The sequence below is a fragment of the Parapedobacter pyrenivorans genome, from assembly GCF_014636865.1.
Lineage (GTDB): Bacteria > Bacteroidota > Bacteroidia > Sphingobacteriales > Sphingobacteriaceae > Parapedobacter > Parapedobacter pyrenivorans.
The window spans coordinates 102,916-123,373 of record NZ_BMER01000005.1 but is presented as its reverse complement, the minus strand read 5'-3'; the positions used below and the strand labels follow the sequence as shown (position 1 = coordinate 123,373).

Annotated in this window: 13 protein-coding genes; 7 read left to right on the top strand and 6 right to left on the bottom strand. The window is 51.3% G+C overall.

The window, feature by feature from the left end; translation table 11 throughout:
• Positions 1–22: 22 nt before the first annotated feature.
• The 3 genes from IEV98_RS19685 to IEV98_RS19675 all read right to left on the bottom strand — a co-directional run bounded on the left by IEV98_RS19685 (position 23) and on the right by IEV98_RS19675 (position 5,044).
• Positions 23–1,270: an ABC transporter permease gene (locus IEV98_RS19685; protein ID WP_188507751.1), complete on the bottom strand. Its 1,248-nt coding sequence runs from the start codon at positions 1,268–1,270 to the stop codon at positions 23–25.
• Positions 1,271–1,329: 59 nt separating this feature from the next.
• Positions 1,330–2,070, bottom strand: coding sequence for a carboxylesterase family protein (locus IEV98_RS19680; protein ID WP_229738863.1), 741 nt, complete (start codon positions 2,068–2,070; stop codon positions 1,330–1,332).
• A 130-nt stretch (positions 2,071–2,200) separates the two neighbouring features.
• Complete coding sequence (locus IEV98_RS19675; protein WP_188507749.1) at positions 2,201–5,044, bottom strand: hybrid sensor histidine kinase/response regulator transcription factor; 2,844 nt, start codon at positions 5,042–5,044, stop codon at positions 2,201–2,203.
• 276 nt (positions 5,045–5,320) lie between these two features.
• Between IEV98_RS19675 and IEV98_RS19670 the strand changes: the two genes are divergently transcribed.
• From IEV98_RS19670 to IEV98_RS19640, 7 genes are all read left to right on the top strand, one after another.
• Positions 5,321–6,649: a sugar porter family MFS transporter gene (locus tag IEV98_RS19670; protein ID WP_188507748.1), complete on the top strand. Its 1,329-nt coding sequence runs from the start codon at positions 5,321–5,323 to the stop codon at positions 6,647–6,649.
• Positions 6,650–6,707: 58 nt separating this feature from the next.
• Positions 6,708–7,631, top strand: coding sequence for a carbohydrate kinase family protein (locus tag IEV98_RS19665; protein ID WP_188507747.1), 924 nt, complete (start codon positions 6,708–6,710; stop codon positions 7,629–7,631).
• A 165-nt stretch (positions 7,632–7,796) separates the two neighbouring features.
• Positions 7,797–10,892 carry a SusC/RagA family TonB-linked outer membrane protein gene (locus IEV98_RS19660; protein ID WP_188507746.1) on the top strand — a complete coding sequence of 1,032 codons (3,096 nt, stop codon included), beginning with the start codon at positions 7,797–7,799 and terminating at the stop codon, positions 10,890–10,892.
• A gap of 88 nt (positions 10,893–10,980) precedes the next feature.
• Entirely contained in the window at positions 10,981–12,705 is a 1,725-nt protein-coding gene (locus tag IEV98_RS19655) for a RagB/SusD family nutrient uptake outer membrane protein (RefSeq protein ID WP_188507745.1), read from the top strand.
• Between the two features lie 23 nt (positions 12,706–12,728).
• Positions 12,729–14,378, top strand: coding sequence for a glycoside hydrolase family 32 protein (locus IEV98_RS19650; RefSeq protein WP_188507744.1), 1,650 nt, complete (start codon positions 12,729–12,731; stop codon positions 14,376–14,378).
• Between the two features lie 11 nt (positions 14,379–14,389).
• Positions 14,390–15,904, top strand: a complete 1,515-nt coding sequence (locus IEV98_RS19645) for a glycoside hydrolase family 32 protein (RefSeq protein ID WP_188507743.1) — start codon at positions 14,390–14,392, stop codon at positions 15,902–15,904.
• Between the two features lie 45 nt (positions 15,905–15,949).
• Positions 15,950–17,125, top strand: a complete 1,176-nt coding sequence (locus tag IEV98_RS19640) for an FG-GAP-like repeat-containing protein (RefSeq protein WP_229738862.1) — start codon at positions 15,950–15,952, stop codon at positions 17,123–17,125.
• A gap of 2 nt (positions 17,126–17,127) precedes the next feature.
• On the opposite strand, the gene IEV98_RS19635 is transcribed toward IEV98_RS19640, so the two are convergent.
• From IEV98_RS19635 to IEV98_RS19625, 3 genes are all read right to left on the bottom strand, one after another.
• The gene (locus IEV98_RS19635) at positions 17,128–18,399 is read right to left on the bottom strand and encodes a metallophosphoesterase (protein ID WP_188507742.1); all 1,272 of its coding nucleotides are present in this window, start codon (positions 18,397–18,399) and stop codon (positions 17,128–17,130) included.
• A gap of 7 nt (positions 18,400–18,406) precedes the next feature.
• Positions 18,407–19,489, bottom strand: coding sequence for a ferrochelatase (gene hemH / locus IEV98_RS19630; protein ID WP_188507741.1), 1,083 nt, complete (start codon positions 19,487–19,489; stop codon positions 18,407–18,409).
• Positions 19,490–19,584: 95 nt separating this feature from the next.
• Positions 19,585–20,433: a 4-hydroxy-3-methylbut-2-enyl diphosphate reductase gene (locus IEV98_RS19625; protein WP_188507740.1), complete on the bottom strand. Its 849-nt coding sequence runs from the start codon at positions 20,431–20,433 to the stop codon at positions 19,585–19,587.
• Positions 20,434–20,458 lie beyond the last annotated feature (25 nt).

The window sequence follows — 20,458 nt, the reverse complement described above, 5'->3', positions numbered from 1 at the left end:
TAGCCGTTGTTATGAACGGGGATTACTCGTACCGCAAAGCCTCTACAGGATCAAGCCTTGAGGCTTTGGAGGCCGGATAATACCCGGATATCATACCCACGCCCACACAAACCACCACACCCAGGATAATCCAATTCCACGGGATAATAAAACTTGCGCCCATCACGACAGCAAGTATGTTGCCAATCAATATCCCCAAAAAAATGCCGGCAAAACCTCCCATGAGACAAATTACTATAGCTTCAGTGAGAAACTGCCGCCGGATAACAGTCGGAGTTGCCCCAATCGCCTTGCGTATGCCAATCTCTCGGGTACGCTCCGTCACGGATACCAGCATGATGTTCATCAGTCCGATAGAAGCACCGATGAGCGTAATCAGGGCGATGACAATTGCCCCGAAGGTAACGTACGTCAAACTTTCAATCAGTATTTGGGCCACAGCATCGCTTTTGGTCACCTCAAAATTAGTCTCCTGTCCTACCCGAACTCCCCGGATATTACGAAACAACGCTGTAGCTTCGCCAATCGCCGATTCAATCTGCTGTGGATTGGAGGCCATTACTGTAATGGTATAGGAAGGGTGTCCTAAAGCCATCACAGCACGCGCTTTCAGCAACGGAATGATACACGCCTTATCACCGCCGAAACCAGCACTCGACCCTTTATCTTCCAAAACACCAATGATAGCATACCGGGAATTTCCTATCGTGATGAATTGGTCGAGCGGATCCTCGTTTTTCTTAAACAGCCGAGCAACAATCTCCGAACCGACGATGACCACATTACTGCCATATTCGATTTCGCGCAACGAAAAGTTACGACCAATCGATAGATTATACCCAGCGGTTTGCAGGTAGTTTTCATCGGCACCCAATACGTTGATATTGGGGTTCGTTTGCTCACTCTTGTATTTCGCCGTACCGCCAAAGGAAGCGTAGGTACTCAATGATACAATGGCGGGATAGTCGAATTCGTCTTTGAATGCCTTTGCCTGGTAATAACTGATCTGCGGAAATTGCTTGGGCCGGGTACCGCTACCTCCGATCTGCACATTTAATCCCCTATTGCGGATATTAAACGAATTGGATCCCATGGCAGAAAACGAATCGGTCAGCGAGTTCTTGATGGCATCGATGGAGGTGAGGATACCCACCAGCGCCGTGATGCCGATAGCAATGATCAACGCCGTCAGAAACGTGCGCAATTTGTTGCTGCTGATCGATTGCAACGACAGCTTCACATTTTCACTATTGGACATTTTGACCGACATCTCAAACCCTTTTATGAACATTTAGACCCCACCGGTAGCCAAGTGTTACAGTAAAATGTTTACTGCTTGATATGGCTAAACAACCAAGGCAACAACTCAGGTTCCGCAAAAGCAGCATCCCAGCTATTGTGGTTGGCTGTCGGATAGAACGTATACTTCGGGCTCGCGCCCAGGCGCTTCAATTCCGCCACGATGGCGTGGGAGTGCGTAGGTGGCACCACATCATCCTGCTCCCCATGGAATATCCATAGCGGTACGTGTGCGTATTTTCTGACATTGAACGTATGGTCACCGCCGCAAATGGCGAATGCCGCAGCAAAAACCTTAGGCTTACGCCGCAGGGCCTCATATGTACCCATGGCGCCCATTGATAAGCCTCCGATATAGATCCGGTTTTCGTCGACTGCTTCATTTTTCAGGGTATGCTTCATCAGCTTCAGGAATAATGCCATTCCTGTTGACGGCCTTCCGCTCGTGCGAAAATAGAATTCGCGTTTGCCCTCCACCTGGGATTGGATGTCTACGTTGCTCCAATACGAATCTACAGGACATTGCGGAAAAATGACAATAGCTGGGAAGGAATGGCGCATGCTATCTGTCAAAAATAATTTGGCTCCGTGTGTTAATTGCTTTGCATTATCGTTTCCTCGCTCACCAGCGCCATGCAGAAAGAAGAGTACCGGATAATTCCCTTGCGAGTCATAATTCTCCGGATACAAAATCCGGTAAGGCAGCGTATCGCCACGGTGGATGAGCTGTTTGGATTCAAAGGCTGAAAAGTCTTGTGTGTATGCTGTCATAGATAAGAAAAGACAACCAGAGACAATCAATAGGTTTTGTTTCATACGATAAATAAGGTTGTTCATTTCACCAATCCATAAAAATACTACTTTATTCCTTCCCGCCAAATTTAAAGTAGCATATCTTCGGTCACGGGGTTGCTTCCAGGAGATTTTTCTTAAAAACAGAGGGTGAAATACCGTACTTCCCTTTGAAGGCTGTCGAAAAGTAAGCGGGGGATGAGAAGCCGCTCTGATAGGCTACATGGTTGATCGGTATACCTTGCTGAAGTAATAATTTTGCCTTCCGAAGCCGTCGAATCGAAACATAGTCATTGATGCTGCATGCTAGTAACGATTTTACTTTGCGGTACAACTGAATGCGGGAAATTGCAAGTCGTTCAGCGATGAAATCTACATTCAACTTACTGTTCGAAATATTCTCCTCCACCAATGCAGCCAGCTCATTCAGGAATCGCCGGTCTGCAGGAGCAGCCTTCGCATTCGGTCGAAGTTCGACTGCATCGCTGCTAAAATGGTGGTGCAACAACATTCGATTGTTAATCAGGTTGCTTACCGTACCAAGCAGGTAATCCATGTTAAATGGCTTGGTCAGGTAGGCATCTGCCAACGTATCTAATCCCGTCAGCACTTGCTCTTCCGAACCTCTCGCTGTTAGTAGGACGATCGGTATGGTGGCGGTTCGAACATCGGCCTTAAGTTTCTTGGCAAATACGGTGCCGAGCTCGCCCGGCATCAGTACATCAGAAATGATCAGGTCTGGTACCTGTGCATACGCTTGGTCGAGCCCTTCCTTGGCATTGGAAGCCGTAAATACCGTAAATTGTTCAGCCAGTTTTTCAGCGAGAAATTTCCGCATTTCTGCATGATCCTCCACGATCAATACCGAATGTGGCTTTACCGTGTCAAAATCCGTAGCACCGTACAAACCGTGTTCCTTCACTAAGGCGATCTCAGGGTCTAAAGTAGCCAAAAGTGGCTCGGCCTCACGTACGTTGTTCATCGTCTCAGTGGGTGGCAATGTGGCACGCTCTTCCGCATTCAGATGCCCATCGCCCTTTGGGAGACAAACCGTAACCGTTGTTCCTGCTCCCTGCTTACTGTGTACGGTGATCGTGCCGTGATGTAGCGCCGCAATTTCCTTACACAATGCGAGTCCAATACCAGATCCTTTGGCGTGGTTTTCACCCTGATAGAACGGTTCAAATAGGTGAACGATATCCCTTTCGGCAATCCCTTCACCGGTGTCGGCCACTTGGATTTCAAGCATGTTCTCCGCTACAGATGGGCGACCTATTCTCAGCACAACTTCACCTTGGGAAGGTGTAAATTTAAACGCATTTGATAGTAGATTGTACAGCAGTTTTTCGATCATATCCTCGTCAAACCACAACGTGGTGTCAGCCACTTGATTTTCTAGGCGGAGATTGACGGCCCGCTGTTGCGCTAAGGGGCGAAAGCATTGAACCACGTTGTGGCAAAACAGTAACATATTTTGCCGTTTTGCTTTGATATGTAGTCCTTCGTATCCCACCCGCCGTAGATCAATCAGTTGCGAAACCAAGTGCTGCAAGATTAAGGCATTCCTCTTGATAAGTGCCAGCAGCCGGTGGGGTTCCTCCCCCAATCGGCTATTTTTCTGCAACTCTTCAAGGGGCACCAAGATCAGCGATAGTGGTGTCTTGAACTCGTGGGAGATATTGGTGAAAAAATTAATCTTGGCTTCGGTGGCCTGCTCGACCTCGTTGGTCATCTCCAGTATCCGTTGCTGCTGGTCTAGTATTTCGTGGTTTTGGTGCTCCAACTGCTTATTTTTCTCCCAGTTGGCTTTCAACGAATAAAAAGCGATCCCGGCAAACACCACAGCGAGGACCAAGCTGACTACCAAAATGTTGAGTACGCGTTGCTGATTACTAAAAATCTGCTGCTGCTCGGCGAACAGCCCCTGCTGCTTATCGATATCCGCCTGCTGGCTGATGATCTTGTCCGTTTGCAGCTTCATCAGTTGCACGTTGGAAGAGTCCACTACCAAGGTGCTTAAGGTATTTTCCCGCTGATAGGGTTGCCCAGTTAATATCGCCATCGCCGTTTGGATACACTCTTTGCCACCGGTCGGATAAAGCATGGAGGCGTCCAATACCTTTTCAGACACAAATTGCAATCCATTGTTATCCCCCGGCAAAGCATCTACCCCTACGATTTTTATGGGATGCTTAAGCGCGGCTTTCCGCAGCGCCTGATACGTGCCGAATCCCATTTGGTCGTTGTAGGCGAATATGGCATCCGACTGGGACAGGTCGGCCATTTGCTGCGCTGCCCGTCGCTTAGCCACATCGATCAACCATTGGCCATTGATTTGTGTCTTTAACCGTATTCCGGCATAGGATTTCAATGCCTCATGAAACCCCCGTTGACGCTCGATGGTGGCGGATGATCCCGGCAAGCCGGTTATTTCGCTGATGGTACCGACATAGCCTAGGCGGCGCGCCAGGTATTGACCTGCCATATAACCGATCTCATAGTTGTCCGCCCCCACATACGCATGGTATAGCCCCGAGGAGGTCTTGCGGTCAGTCACGATCACCGGAATCCCATGCTGGAAAATCTGGTCCACCACAGGCGTCAAGGGCTCGGCCTCATTGGGCGACACGATGATCAGATCCGGGCGCATACTGCGCAGTTCATGCAACTGCTCGATTTGCCGCTCATTGCTGTTGTCCGCATCACGGTAAATAAATTCGACATCGGGATGAAAGGACAGTTCGCGTCGCATCTCCTCCAGCATCGTTTGCCGCCAAGCATCCGAACCCACGCATTGGGAAAAGGCAATACGTATCGTTGGTTTCTTTTCAACGAAGTTACAGGCCTGTACACTTACCACTAGGGAAAGCATAAAAATAATCCAATGTTTTTTCATCGCCGCAGTTAACCTAATCTGAGCGATGGTGGGGATGCCGCCATCGCTCCGGTTCATAATTCTAGGTGAATTTACCAAAAATACCCCGTCCCTTGGTTTATCCACGGCAAATATTTAGCAACTCAGCCATTCGGCGTGTCCATTTATCGAAAGGTTCCGTTATAAAATCGAAATCCCGCATTTCCAAAAAACACAAAACGCCTTGATTTTAAGGCAATTGTGGTTTTGAAACAATACTACACACTTTTGAACTAATTCTGAACGACCGGAATGCACGGCGGGACGACATTTGTCCCTTACGATAACCGATTAAAAAACTTAGTTGAATTTCGCATGACAAAAAATACCGTAATAGCTTGGTCGTTTGTGGTGGCTTTGGGAGGCTTCCTTTTCGGTTTCGACACCGCCGTGATATCCGGGGCAGAGAAGGCAATCCAAGTCCATTGGAACCTGAGTGAAGTGCAACATGGTGTGACGATGGCTATTGCGCTATTGGGTACGGTGGCAGGAGCACTGCTGGGGGCTTATCCCTCCGACAGATTTGGTCGCAAACGCACCTTATTCCTGATCGCGATCCTGTATTTCTTCTCGGCGCTTGGCACGGCGTTGGCCCACGATTGGTCGGTATTCATCCTATTCCGGTTTCTGGGTGGCATCGGGGTCGGCGTATCGTCCGTGACAGCGCCCATATACATTTCCGAAATTTCGCCCGCCAACAAGCGGGGCCGGTTAGTCGGATTATTCCAATTCAATGTGGTGTTGGGCATCCTGGTTTCGTACCTATCCAATTACCTCATCGGGCAAGGAGGTGAAAATGCATGGCGTTGGATGCTGGGCGTACAGGCTTTCCCCGCCCTGCTGTTCTACATTCTGATCCACTTCGTACCCGAAAGCCCACGCTGGCTGCTCCTGCACCGCAAAAATCGGGATACCGCGATGCAGGTACTCAAAAAAATCAATCCCTTACATTACCTGGATGAGCTGGAGGCCATCCTTGCATCGGTAAAAGCAGAAAAGGAAAATGGGGGCACGACATCACTATTCAGCAAGAAATACCGCTTCCCGGTATTCCTAGCGATTATTTTTGCAGTTTTCAACCAAGTATCTGGCATCAATGCCATTATCTACTATGCCCCCCGCGTGTTCGAAATGGCCGGGCTGGGTGCCCAAAGCTCCCTGCTCTCCACTGTAGGTATCGGACTGGTCAACTTTTCATTCACCTTGATTGCCATCAACGTCATCGATAAAGTCGGCAGAAGGAAACTGATGCTCATCGGCTCTTTCGGCCTCATCGCTGCATTGGGCTTCGTGTCGCATTCGTTTTATTCCGCCGCCCCCAATGGGCTGGCCGTGACGGCATACCTGATGGTTTACATCGCGTTCTTCGCTTTTTCGCAAGGCGCGGTCATCTGGGTGTTCATCGCCGAGATCTTCCCCAATGAGGTACGCGCCAAAGGGCAGACGCTGGGCAGTTTGACCCACTGGGTGATGGCGGCCATCATCACCTTCTTCTTTCCCATGCTCAGTGAATGGGCGGGAGGGGGAACGACGTTCTTGATCTTCGCTGGATTCATGGTCCTGCAGTTAATCTTTGTATGGAAAGTGATGCCGGAAACGAAGGGGAAATCGTTGGAACAGATTGGCGGCCATATGATGCACTGATTAGGAAAATGATGTTGGGATCAGGAAACCCAATTTTTGGCGCATAAAACTAAATCGGATGAGCAGGAAGAAAAATACCGTCGCATGCTTTGGAGAGGTGCTCTGGGATATGCTCCCCGCAGGCAGGAAACCGGGGGGAGCACCGATGAACGTCGCGTACCATCTCCATCGCCTGGGTATCCACAGTACCGTCATCAGCCGGATAGGCAACGATGAAGACGGTGCCGACCTCATCGGTTTTTTAGCCGGAATCGGTATATCAACGGCCTACATCCAAATAGACCATCGGCAGCGGACCAGCAGGGTCTTGGCTTCCATGAGCGAAGACAACGAGGTAAACTACGATATCGTCGCCCCCACGGCCTGGGATTTCATCCACTATGAAACACGTTTGGAAGCGCTGATGCAAGAAACCGGTGTCCTCGTATACGGCAGCTTGGCAGCCCGGAATGAAACCAGCCGGAATACGCTGCTGACCCTGCTCGAAAAAGCAGAATACCGATTGTTCGACATCAACCTTCGGGCGCCGCATTACACATCGGCAGTCATCGACCAGCTATTAAGAAATGCCGATGCCATTAAGCTGAATATCCATGAGTTGGTCGAAGTAACCCGTTGGTTTGGAAATCACTCGGGCAACGAGTACACGGGCATCGGCCTGTTGCAGGACCAGTATAACCTGGCAGAAATCATCGTGACCAAGGGGGAGCGGGGGGCTTCTTATTACACCCCTTCCGCGCGGTATGATTATCCCGCTGTGCCCGTGCAGGTGAGAGACACCGTGGGGAGCGGCGACTCGTTCCTTGCTGCTTTCCTCGCGCAGAAGCTGCGCGGGGAGCCCAACGAAAACATGTTGGAATTTGCAGCGGCACTGGGTGCCTACGTAACCACGCAATCCGGTGCCTGCCCGCCGTATTCCCGTACAGACTTAAACCGGTTCATGTGGCAGAAATACCTCGAAGGAAATGCTTGGAGGCAATAATTAATAGAATTTCACACAAAACCAATTGACAAATGAACCCACTGACTATCCAACCTCACTTTCCAACATAGCCGCAGGAAGCGGTATGCCGCGAAATTGATAACCCGAGTAGATACCCGATATGAGCCTATGCAGGCTTTATCACCAATTAAAACCATGAATCAGATGAAGAAAATAGTTTTTACGCTATGCTGCTGCAGTTTGCTGACCAGCATAGTTTGTGCGCAGGAATCAGCCATCAAAGGGCGGGTCACAGACACGAACGGTATTCCCCTGGAAGCGGTCACCGTTGCCGTCACCGAAACCGGTGCAAGCACGATGACCGGCGGTGATGGGGCGTTCGTCATTAACGCTTCGGTAGGGCAAACCCTCCGCTTTTCACTGGTCGGGGCGGAGGCCAAGACCGTTGCCATTGTTGATACGCGGCCAGTCGATGTTCAACTCGACATCAACTTCGACCTCGAAGAGGTGGTGGTCACTGGATATCAGACCCAGCGAAAAGCGGATTTGACCGGTGCGGTTTCCGTAGTCAAAATGGACGAAGTGACGACCCAACCCACAGGTAACATCATGAAAACATTGCAAGGGCGTGTCCCCGGTACGTTCATCACAACCAGCGGTTCTCCGGATGGCGCAGCCGACGTGCGGATACGGGGTATCGGCACCCTGGGCAATAGCAATCCGCTTTACATCATCGATGGGATGCCCAGTACCAAATCCATGAATGAAATCGCAACCTTGGATATCGAGTCCATCCAAATCTTAAAGGACGCCTCATCGGCCAGCATCTACGGTTCGAGGGCTGCCAATGGGGTAATCATCATCACAACCAAAAAAGGGCAGCGTGGAAGCACCAAGGTCGAAGCCCGGATTTCGTCCGGCATCAAGAACTATGCAAAGTCCCTCGAATGGCTCGACACCGAGCAGCGCGGATACGTCCAGTGGCAGGCTGCACGCAATGATGGTACCGATCCGAATTTTGGGGTTTACGGTTTCGAGGACCACCAAGACGCGCAGGGCAACTGGGTACTCGATCGGGTTATCATCCCCGAATTTATCGATGCTGCGAAAACCATGCGCGCCGCCAATACCGATTGGGTAGACGAGGTCGGCCGCAATGCGGTCATACAAAATTACAACCTCAACCTGTCTACCGGCGGCGAGAACAGCAAAGCCCTGTTTTCGCTCGACTATTTCGATAGCGACGGTACCGTACGGGGTACCTATTTCGACCGGCTATCGGCACGCATCAATTCGGATTTCTCGCTGTTAAAGGGGCGACTCACCCTCGGAGAAAACTTTTCCATCACCAAGGCAACCCACGACGTGCTGGGGAGTACCCTGGGCGTTACCCGGAATATCCAGCCTATCGTGCCGGTGCATACCGTCGATGGCGTGGGTTGGGGCGGACCGGTAGCCGGTATGAGCGACCGTCAGAATCCTGTGCGGTTGATCGAAGACAACAAACAGAACAACAATCACATGCTGCGGTTATTCGGGGATGTTTTCCTGGACCTGCAACTTCTTGAAAACCTAAAGTTCCGAAGCATGCTGGGCATGGATTACTCCTTTTCATGGCAGCGGAATATGCAAAAAACCTACACCTCGGGCTTCATGTCGGAACCTACCGCCAGCCTGGTCAATTACAATAACCGCTGGGGAAATTACGTATGGAACAATACGCTGACCTACAAGCTCGACCTCAAAGACAAACACCATTTCGACTTTCTAGCCGGACAAGAGTTGATCAGCTATTATTCCGAAAACCTGCAGGCCGGAAGGCGTGAGTTTACTTCGGAAGATCCTGACTACATGTACCTGGATGCCGGTGAAGGCGCACAAACCAACAGCGGTTCGGCCACGGAATACCGGCTGCTGTCCTATTTCGGTAAAATCAATTACAATTTTGCCGATAAATACCTGGCATCGGTCACCACACGGTACGATGGCTCGTCGCGCTTCGGCTCCAACAATCCTTTCGGCTTATTCCCCGCGTTCTCACTCGGATGGCGGATCAGCGAAGAGGACTTCTTCAAATCGTCCCTGTCCTTCGTTTCTGACTTCAAATTACGCTTTGGCTGGGGCCAGACCGGGAATCAGGAGATTGGCGACTTTGCTTCCTATGGTATGTACGAGGCCCGATATGGGACCAATCCAACCTGGGACCCGGACAACGGTACCGCGTACGACATCAATGGAACTGGAACAGGTACACTGCCCTCCGGCTATCGGCGCATTCAGCAGAGCAATCCCAACCTCCGTTGGGAAACGGCGACGCAAAACAACTTCGGTGTCGACTTTGGCCTGTTCGGGCAACGGATAAGTGGATCGTTCGACTACTTTACCAAAAACACCGATGACATCCTGATCCAGCCGCCTTTCATCGCTACGCTGGGCGAGGGCGGCAACCGTTGGGTTAATGGGGCGAGCATGACCAATAAGGGGTACGAATTCCTGCTTACTTACGCCAATGGCACCGAAAAACTGCGCTACACCATCACCGGCAACCTGGCGGGCTACCGCAACAAGGTGACCAAGCTTCCTGAGGACGTTATCAATTCGTACCCCGGAAATGGGGTCGACCAGACCATCCTGGGCAGGCCACTCAATTCCCTATTTGGCTATGTGGCTGACGGGCTGTTCCGCACACCGGAAGATGTGACAGACCACGCCACCCAAATTGGTAGCGGGGTGGGGCGCATCCGTTATGTGGATGTCAATGGCAACGGCACCATCTCGGATGAGGACCGCACGTGGCTTGGCGTTGCCGATCCGAAATTTGTGTACGGGATCAATTTCTCCATTTCCTACAAGCGGTGGGATGCCGGTATGTTTTGGAATGGCCTATATGGTGGTTTGGTAAACAACGGCGCCAAGGGCTATACCGATTTCATCAGTTTCTTCGGTGGCGAGAATTACGGTACGCGGGTATTGGGTGCCTGGTCGCCGCAAAACCCGGACTCAGACATCCCTGCCCTCTCGTTCAATGACCTGAACGATGAAAAGCGCTTCTCGACCTACTTCATCGAAAGCGCCTCATATTTCAAGCTACGCACGTTAGAAGTGGGTTACACGGTCTCCCCGACAGCTTTGCAGCGCATCGGCCTACAAGGCGTACGGGTATTTGCCCTCGGCGAAAACCTCGTGACCTTCAAGAAGGGTTGGGGCGAAAACCGATATACGGGCGTGGATCCGGAAACACCGAATTCGGGTTATCCCATTCCTTTTTCACTCACGTTCGGTACAACTATTTCGTTTTAAAAAGTAAGCCATGAAACCGTCATGATCTCCAAAGAACACAATGATTACATCATGACAGCTTCATTGCCGTTAAAAAACAATCATTCAAATGAAAAAATTTATCTTGACATCACTTGTCATCCTCAACATGCTCACCTATACCGCATGTGAATCCTTCCTGGATGTGAATCCCAAGAGCAAATTGAGCGAAAGCCAGATCGCTACGCCCGAAAATGCGGAGAACCTGGTCATTGCCGCTTATTCCAGTCTGGGTAATGAAAATTACAACAACAAAACCAACAGCCTATGGCCCTACGGCGATCTCCGCAGCGGGGATGCGTACAAAGGTGGTGCGGGAACCGGCGACATGGGCGAATGGAACCTGTATGAAACGTTCGTTTCCATGCGTGTGGACGTGGGTGGGCTGGATCAGAAGTGGTACCGGCAATATGTGGCCATCTCCCGGGCCAATAATGCCCTGCAACGCATCAATGCCCTAAGTGAGGAGGAATATCCCAAGAAAACCATCCGCGCGGCGGAGATGCGGTTCCTGCGGGCACACTTTCTCTTCGAGCTCAAGCTGCTGTTCAAGCAGATCCCCTTCATCGACGAGACGCTGCCACCCGAAGAATACATCAACGTATCGAATGTGCAGTATACGGATGCTGAACTTTGGGAAAAAATCATTGCAGAATTTCGTTTTGCGGCGGATAATCTGCCCCCGGACAACGATGGCCAGCTCGGTCGGGCCAACCAGTACATGGCCAAGGCATACTTAGCCAAGGCGCTGCTCTATGCGGCTTACGAGCAAAACGAAAAGCACGAGGTCACCAACATTAACCAGCAGAAACTGGAGGAAGTAGTCGCATTGGTCGACGAGCTCGCCGTCCGCTATGACTTAGCCGAAGACTTTGCCTATAACTTCCTGTGCGAATATGAAAACGGTCCTGAATCCATCTTTGCTGTACAAAACTCGCTGAATGACGGCACCGAGTTCGGTAGGCTGGACTGGAGCGCGATGCTCAACTATCCGATGAATGCCGAATATGGATGCTGCGGATTCCACCAACCGAGCCAAAACCTGGTGAATGCCTATAAAACCGGTGATAATGGATTGCCCGTTTTTGACGGTTTCAACAATACCGACATGGCCTCCGCCGCCCAGTTGAAGACGCAATCCATCGATCCCCGGCTACTCCACACTGTCGCCATTCCCGGCCTGCCCTACAAGTATAAACCGGATTTCATCTTCGAAAACAGCTGGATCCGGCAAATCGAAACCTATGGCTATTACATGTCGCTCAAGGAGGTTGTCCTTTACGATAGCCCCTGCTTCAAAAAGGTAAATCCATTTATGAGCAGCAGCAAAAACCGTGATATTATCCGCTATGACGATGCATTACTTTGGAAAGCGGAGGCGCTGATCGAGCTGGGCAGACACATGGAGGCGCTACCCACCATCAACCGCCTCCGCGAGCGGGCTGCCGAAAGTACGTCCAGGTTGGTCGACGCCGATGGGCAGCCAACGGGCAATTTCCGTGTGGTTACCTATCAAAACGGCGTAAACTGCAATTGGACGCAAGCCTTTGCCCGCCAAGCCCTTCGCTGGGAGCGACGGCTGGAGCTGGCCATGGAGGGATCTCGGTTTTTCGATTTGGTGCGCTGGGGAATTGCGGATAGCTACGTAAACGAGTACCTTAGTGCCGAAAAGGCCAAGCGGACGTATCTGGCAGCATCTACATTCGAGAAAAACAGGGATGAGTTTTTCCCCATCCCCTTGGCACAGATTAATTTTAGCAAAAAGCTGTATGAACAGAATTACGGCTGGGAATAATGGTCGAACCTTAAAAAAGAAAGATGAACTTACAAACGTTTAAAACAGCTACAACCTGCGTACTGATGCTGCTCTTGGGCGGGCTTTCCTCGAAGGCCGGGGAAATTGAAATCAACATCAGCAAGCGGTACCTCAACTTTCCGGTGTCACACGAGGTAGACCGGGCCGAGATGGTCTTCCAAGTGGATGGCAAACCTGACCTGTCCGTAGTAATCCGGCTTGCACCCGATCAGGCCGACTATTGGGTATTCAAGGATGTGTCCGACCTGAAGGGCAAGACCCTCAAGATAACCTACCGCGGAAATGACGCCGGTCTGGCCCGCATCTACCAGGCCGATACCCTAACCGGCCAGGATAGTCTGTACCGCGAGCGCAACCGCCCGCAATTCCATTTCACCACCCGGCGCGGCTGGATAAACGACCCCAATGGATTGGTCTACCACGATGGCCAGTACCATCTGTTTTACCAACACAACCCCTATGAGCGCGAATGGCAGAACATGCATTGGGGGCACGCCGTCAGCGACGACCTGATCCACTGGCAAGAGCTGCCGGATGCGTTGTACCCCGACGAGCTGGGAACCATGTTTTCGGGGTCGGCGGTCATCGACTACGACAACACCGCCGGTTTCAATACGGGGGGGACGCCGGCAATGGTTGCGGCCTATACCGCAGATAGCCCGGATAAGCAGGTGCAGGGTATCGCATATAGCCTGGACAACGGGCGCACATTTACCAAATACGAAGGAAACCCCGTGATCGACTCGAAACACATTTGGAACAGCAAGGATACCCGCGATCCAAAAGTGTTCTGGTACGAACCGGGCAGCCATTGGGTCATGGCCCTCAACGAGCGAGACGGGCATTCCATCTACACGTCGGCCAACCTCAAGGACTGGAAATACGAAAGCCACGTAACGGGCTTCTGGGAGTGCCCCGAACTTTTCGAACTGCCCATAGATGGCAATCCGGAAAACACCAAATGGGTGATGTACGGCGCTTCGGGAACGTATATGCTCGGCGCATTCGACGGCAAGGTGTTTACGCCAGAGGCGGGCAAATACCAATATACGACGGGTTCCATATACGCCGCACAGACGTTTACCAATATGCCCGACGGGCGCCGGGTGCAGGTCGGCTGGGGCCGGATAAGCCACGCGGGCATGCCATTCAATGGCATGATGCTACTGCCCACCGAGCTGACCCTCCGCACGACAAAAGACGGCCCACGGTTGTTCAACGTTCCCATAAAAGAAACCGAACAGCTGTTTTCAGCTGTACGCCGATGGGAAAGCCGGACTTCGGACCAAGCCAACGAACTGCTGGATGAATTTGACCGCGCAGACGGACTGCGGATAAAGACCACGTTCAAGTTATCGCACGCCACCAATGCCGGGTTCAATCTTTTCGGCCAACGGATCATTGACTATGACCTCAATTCCAATACGGTGAACGGGACTTTTTATTCGCCCGAAGACCCTACGAGCATGGAGATTTCGGCCGACATCTACATTGACCGGACGAGTATCGAGGTATTTATCGACGGCGGGGCATTCTCCTATTCCATGGAGCGGAAACCCCATGCCGACAACCAGGAAGGGTTCCACTTCTGGGGCAACAACATCGAGGTGAAAAACCTGGAGGTATTCAGCGCCCAGTCCATCTGGAAATAAACCGTACCAACATGAAGACACCTATCGTCCTAGTTATCGCAACAGCTGCCCTGTACGCATGCTCCGGCCCGGCCCGGCAGTCCGAAAATACACCCTTGGAAGCGCACAGACTCCATTTCCACTTTTCGCCAAAAACAAGTTGGATGAACGATCCCAACGGGATGGTCTACCACAACGGGACATACCACCTATTCTTCCAGCACAATCCGGATAGTACCGTCTGGGGTCCGATGCACTGGGGTCACGCCACGAGTACCGACCTCGTCCACTGGGAGGAACAGCCCATCGGACTCTATCCCGACAGCCTGGGTACCATTTTCTCCGGAAGTGCGGTCGTAGATAAGAACAATACCGCCGGATTTGGAAACGATGCACTTATCGCCATATTCACGCATCACAACCACACGATCGAGCGGGAAAAAACCGGTCTCCACCAATACCAGAGCATCGCTTACAGTACCGACAATGGAAAGACGTGGGCCAAGTACGCGGGCAACCCCGTGCTTCCCAATCCCGGCATCCAGGATTTCCGCGATCCCAAGGTGATGTGGCATGAAGAAACCAACCAATGGATCATGACCCTTGCTACCAAGCAGACCATCACCTTTTATGCGTCGCCGAACCTGAAAGAATGGGAAAAGCTGAGCGAATTCGGGGTCGGCATCGGCGCGCATGGCGGCGTATGGGAATGCCCCGATCTCATCCGCTTCGACCACAACGGCGAGAATGTATGGGTGTTGCTGGTCAGTATCAATCCGGGTGGGCCCAATGGCGGATCGGCCACCCAGTATTTTGTGGGTGACTTCGATGGCACCGCGTTTACCCCCTATACGACCGACACCAAATGGCTGGACTACGGTCGTGACAACTATGCCGGCGTCACTTGGTCCAATGCTGATGATCGGCGGATCTTCATCGGCTGGATGAACAATTGGGATTATGCCAACGTGGTGCCTACAAAAACATGGCGGGGTGCAGCCACGGTAGCGCGTGATTTGACCATCCGCCAAATCGAGGGTAACTGGTACGTTGCATCCAAACCGGTAGCCGAGCTAGGCGCAATCACCGAGCTGCTGCATGAAGTGCCCCAACAGGTCGTCAGAAGCAACGCCTCACTCAAAAGCATAACCGGATCACTGCCAGCAACATATCGCCTGGACTTTACAGCGCGGGCAGATCGGGATTTCACTGTCAGGCTGAAAAACGACAACAAGGAATGGGCCGACTTTGGATACCGTGCCACTGACCGGCAGTTTTTCGTCGACCGTACATCCTCCGGCGATCATTCGTTCAGCGACAGATTTGCCAGTATAGACAGCGCGTCGCGCATAGATACTGCCGACTATATCGAGGTTTCGCTGTTGGTAGATGTCGCTTCACTGGAAGCGTTTGCAGACGGGGGCCTAGTCGTGATGACTGAAACGTTCTTTCCGACAACCGACTTTAACGATGTAGTATTGCAAGGCGAAACGGACCAAGTATTTACAGATTTAAGGATCAGCCGTATGACATCGATATGGAAATAGCTTTTTTTATCCTATCTTTACGGAACGGACATCTTTTCAATACGTATGTTAGGGCAAACTGCAATGTATTTCCTGCTTCCCGTATTCCAGCTCCTGGCCACCTCGCAGCACTATCCATCATTTGAACAACAAACGATCGATGACCGCGTGTCCATTGGTTATGGCCTTGCCATCGGGGATGTCGATGGAGATGGTAAACCCGACATCCTATTAGCAGATAAAAAGGCCTTTGTGTGGTATCGAAACGGTGATTGGAAGCGATTCGCCATGGTAGAGAACCTAACCGAGCACGACAACGTGTGCATCGCCGCCCGAGATATCGACGGCGATGGGAAGGTGGAAGTGGCGGTAGGTGCACAATGGAATCCCGGGGAGACATCGGATACCGCGCAGTCTGGCTCGGTCCATTACCTAATCCGGCCGGATGACCCCACCGAACCGTGGACACCCGTAAAACTACACCATGAACCTACCGTGCATCGCATGCGCTGGGCTAAAGCCGCAGAAGGTAAATACCACCTGATTGTCTTGCCGCTTCATGGGCGGGGCAATACGAACGGGGAAGGAAAAGGGGTAAAAGTAATTGCTTACGAAAAACCGGAAGACCTTACCCAGCCATGGTCGCATTGGGTCATCGACGAATCAATGCACCTTACACATAACCTTGACGTACACGGGAAAGGCACAAGCGATTCAGTTTATATAGGCGGCAAGGAAGGAGTAAAAGTATTCTCCTATTCCAAAAACAGGTGGCGGAACAAATGGCTGATCAAAGGGCAGGAATTTAGCGAACTGCGCGTTGGAAATGCGGGAAAGGGCACGCCTATGCTCGCAGCAATCGGACCCCTGCACGGCAACGTCGTCGCCGTTTATGTACCACGGGCAGGGGTACCTAAAATCAGCACTGCCGAGCGTGTTGTCCTGGACGAGGAGCTAAATCAAGGTCATGCCTTGGCCACAGCCGATTTTACCGGATCAGGCCGTGATCAGATTGTCGCAGGATGGCGTAGCCCAACCGATAAGGGTCATACCGGTATTAAACTGTACATTCCATTTAACGCACTGTGGGAAGCTTGGACAACACGCGCAGTGGATATCGGCGATATGGCATGTGAGGATCTTGCCGTGGCCGATCTAAATGGAGATGGTAAGCCGGATATCGTGGCTTCCGGCCGATCAACACACAACCTAAAAATTTACTGGAATCGCAGCGGTGAATGATTCTAACTCCGACTGGGCCGCTCGCCTTTGACCAGCTCGAAAATGGTGATTTCCGGCAAAATGCCAACGCGACCCGGATAACCAAGGAAACCGAATCCAGTATTGACATAGAGTTGCTGCCCATTCTCCTTGTAAAGGCCAGCCCACTCTTTATAGATGTACTGTGCCGGGCTCCACTTCACCTTGCCCATACGTACGCCGAATTGCATCCCATGCGTGTGCCCCGCAAACATCACATCCACGTCCGGTCTGGCCAGTACCTGAGCACGCCAATGTGAGGGATCATGCGACAACAGCAGCTTTACGGGCATGTCATCAGTGCCTTGCAAGGCTTCTTCCAGACGGCCGTGTTTAGGAAATCGGCCAGTGCCCCAATTTTCTACGCCGATGATGCTAATTTCTCCGTTATCAACCCGGAGTTTACGGTTTTCATTAAGCAGCAGATCCCAGCCCATTACCTTATGCGTATCCTTCACGTCCTGCAGGTTTTTGGCCTTCGCCACAGACGGCTCAGGGCCATAGTGATAGTCCCCGTAATCATGGTTCCCCAATGTGGAAAACACCCCTAGTGGTGCCCGTACCTTGGTAAAAATATCCTGATAGTCGCGCATCTCATTGGCAAGATGGTTGACCAGATCGCCCGTGAAAAAAATAACATCAGGTTTTTCCGCAAGCAACATATCCACCCCGCCCTGTACTGCGGTTTTATTGTAGAAGCTACCGGAGTGGATGTCGGACAGTTGGCCGATTTTCATGCCATGGAACGCCTGCGGCAAGTTAGGGAGATAAAGCCTTTCCCGACGGACTTTATAATCGTAAGCGCCTGATATAACGCCCCAGCCTAGGGGAGCCAGCGGCGCCGCCGCAACGAGGATGCCCGCCTTGGTTAAAAACTCGGAGCGGCTAATTCCCTTTACGGGCTGTTCGGGTAAAGGGTCTCCAATATCGGAAGCCGGCGCGACTTGTGCCTTTTTCGGTATAAACAATCGCTTCAGCCATATGCCTCCCCGTCGGATGTCATCGGCAAGTAATATCAGGATAAAGGTGAATTTACTGATAAAGGTCAGGAAAAAAGCCACCAATATGATGGAGCGAAAGAACAAGGGGATACTAAAATAAATACTGATAAAAACACAGATCGTCATGAATAGACTATATCCCCACCAGATTTTCGGAAAGAGCCGGGAAGACGCCCACCGCAATTGGGTAGCGCGCAAAGCCTTGTAGATGTAAAAATCTATCAAGAGCAGTATTATCGTGTTAAAAATGACCATTGATCGCCTATCTTGCTACCACGCCCAACTTATCGATCGGGTTGGGATGCAGAACGGAATCGTGCTTTCCCGCTATGGCCAGCTTCTCCAAAGCCGTTATCCATAGTGGGTGGTCGTTGAGGCTTTCCACCAGTTGCACGTGTTCCCCGCCCATCGCCTTGAATTCTGTTGCATATTCTGTGCCAATCTCATAGATTGTCTCCAGGCAATCCGACACGAACGCCGGGCAAAATACCAGTAGCCTTTTCGCTCCTTTGGCGGCCTGCACCTTAAGCACGTCTGTGGTATAGGGCTGCACCCAAGGCGTCTTGCCCAACCGCGACTGGAAGCACACCGTGTATCGGTCCGGCTGCAACCCTAGTTTTTGCGCGAGCAGCCGAGTCGTCGCATAACATTGCGCAAGATAACAATAGCGACTGTGCTCACTGATCTGCTCGCGGCAGCCAGCCGTTTCACAATGGTGTTTATGGGATGGCTCCACATCGGTGAGTTGGCGCACGGGCAAACCATGGTAACTAAACAAGATGTGGTCATACGTCTGCGGGTTGTGTTTCAACGCATTTTCAGCAAATACGTCTATCATCAATCCATTGTCATAAAAATCATTGACTATCGAAATCTCGGGAAAGGTATGCCAAGTACGCATAAGCTCCATCACCTTATCAATCACGGATCCCGTACTGGCCGAGGCATATTGTGGAAAAAGCGGTATGATACGGATGCTTTCGAGATTCATCGGCCTCAGTTTCGCCAACGCCGAGGCGATAGACGGGTTCTGATACCGCATGGCCAGTTCCACATGGTATTCGTCGCCCAAGCGTTCTTGAAGCAGCTGTTGTTGGAGCAAACTGTAATGCAGTAGCGGTGACCCGGTTTCTTTGTCCCAGATTGCGCGGTATAGCTTAGCCGAATTAGGTGCCCGGAAAGGCACGATGATTCCCCGTACAAGGAACAAGCGGCGCAATGACGGAATATCAATCACACGCCCATCCATTAAGAACTCGTTAAGGTAGCGCCGTACGTCGGACACGGAGGGGCTATCCGGTGTGCCCAGGTTGACTAATAAAATCCCTTTATTTGGTTTACTCATTTGTCCACAAAAGTACGCATTTGTAGCTCTATATGCCGTAAAGTAGTAATAATTTGAAGTTTAGATGACGTTGACAGGACGCCACACTCGATCCATCAATAGCGTTCAAGCGCTGCCTTTACCTGCTCCATCAGCCACATCGGTGTGGATGTTGCGCCACATACGCCAACGGTATCGCCCGCATTAAAGAGATTGACATTCAGTTCGGATGGGTCCGACACAAAATAGGTATTAGGATTATGTTTCAGGCAAACCTCATACAACACCCGCCCGTTAGACGATTTTTTGCCGGATACAAATACGATCTTGTCATATCGGCGCGCAAAGTCACCTAGATCTTCATATCGGTTAGACACCTGCCGGCAAATGGTGTCGTTTGCTTTCACGTCATATCCCCTCCTGAGCAGCTCATCCTTGATCGCATAGAACTTATCGACGCTCTTGGTGGTTTGGCTATAAAGCGTAAAGCTATCGGGAAGCTCTACGTCATCCAATTCGGCAATATCCTGGAAGACGATCGCATCGCCGCCGGTTTGACCCTGCAGACCAATCACCTCTGCATGCCCATGCTTGCCATAAATCAGGATTTTTTCCTGTTGATCGAAGGATGTTTTCACCCGGTTTTGCAACTTAAGCACTACCGGGCACGAGGCATCGATCAACGTAATGTTGTTCGCCAAAGCGATGCGATAGGTTTCGGGTGCCTCGCCGTGTGCACGGATCAGCACTTTTTCATCTTTCAACTCAGGGAGCTTATCGTGGCCGATGATGCGCAGTCCTTTCGCCTTAAGCCGGGCTACTTCTTCATCATTATGTACAATATCACCTAAGCAATACAGGTAGCCATCCTGTTCGAGAATTTCTTCTGCCATATCAATGGCATAGACCACCCCGAAGCAGAATCCGGAATCCTTATCGATCGTTACCTGTAAATCAAGCTCCATCTCACTGCAAACTTACGCATAAAAA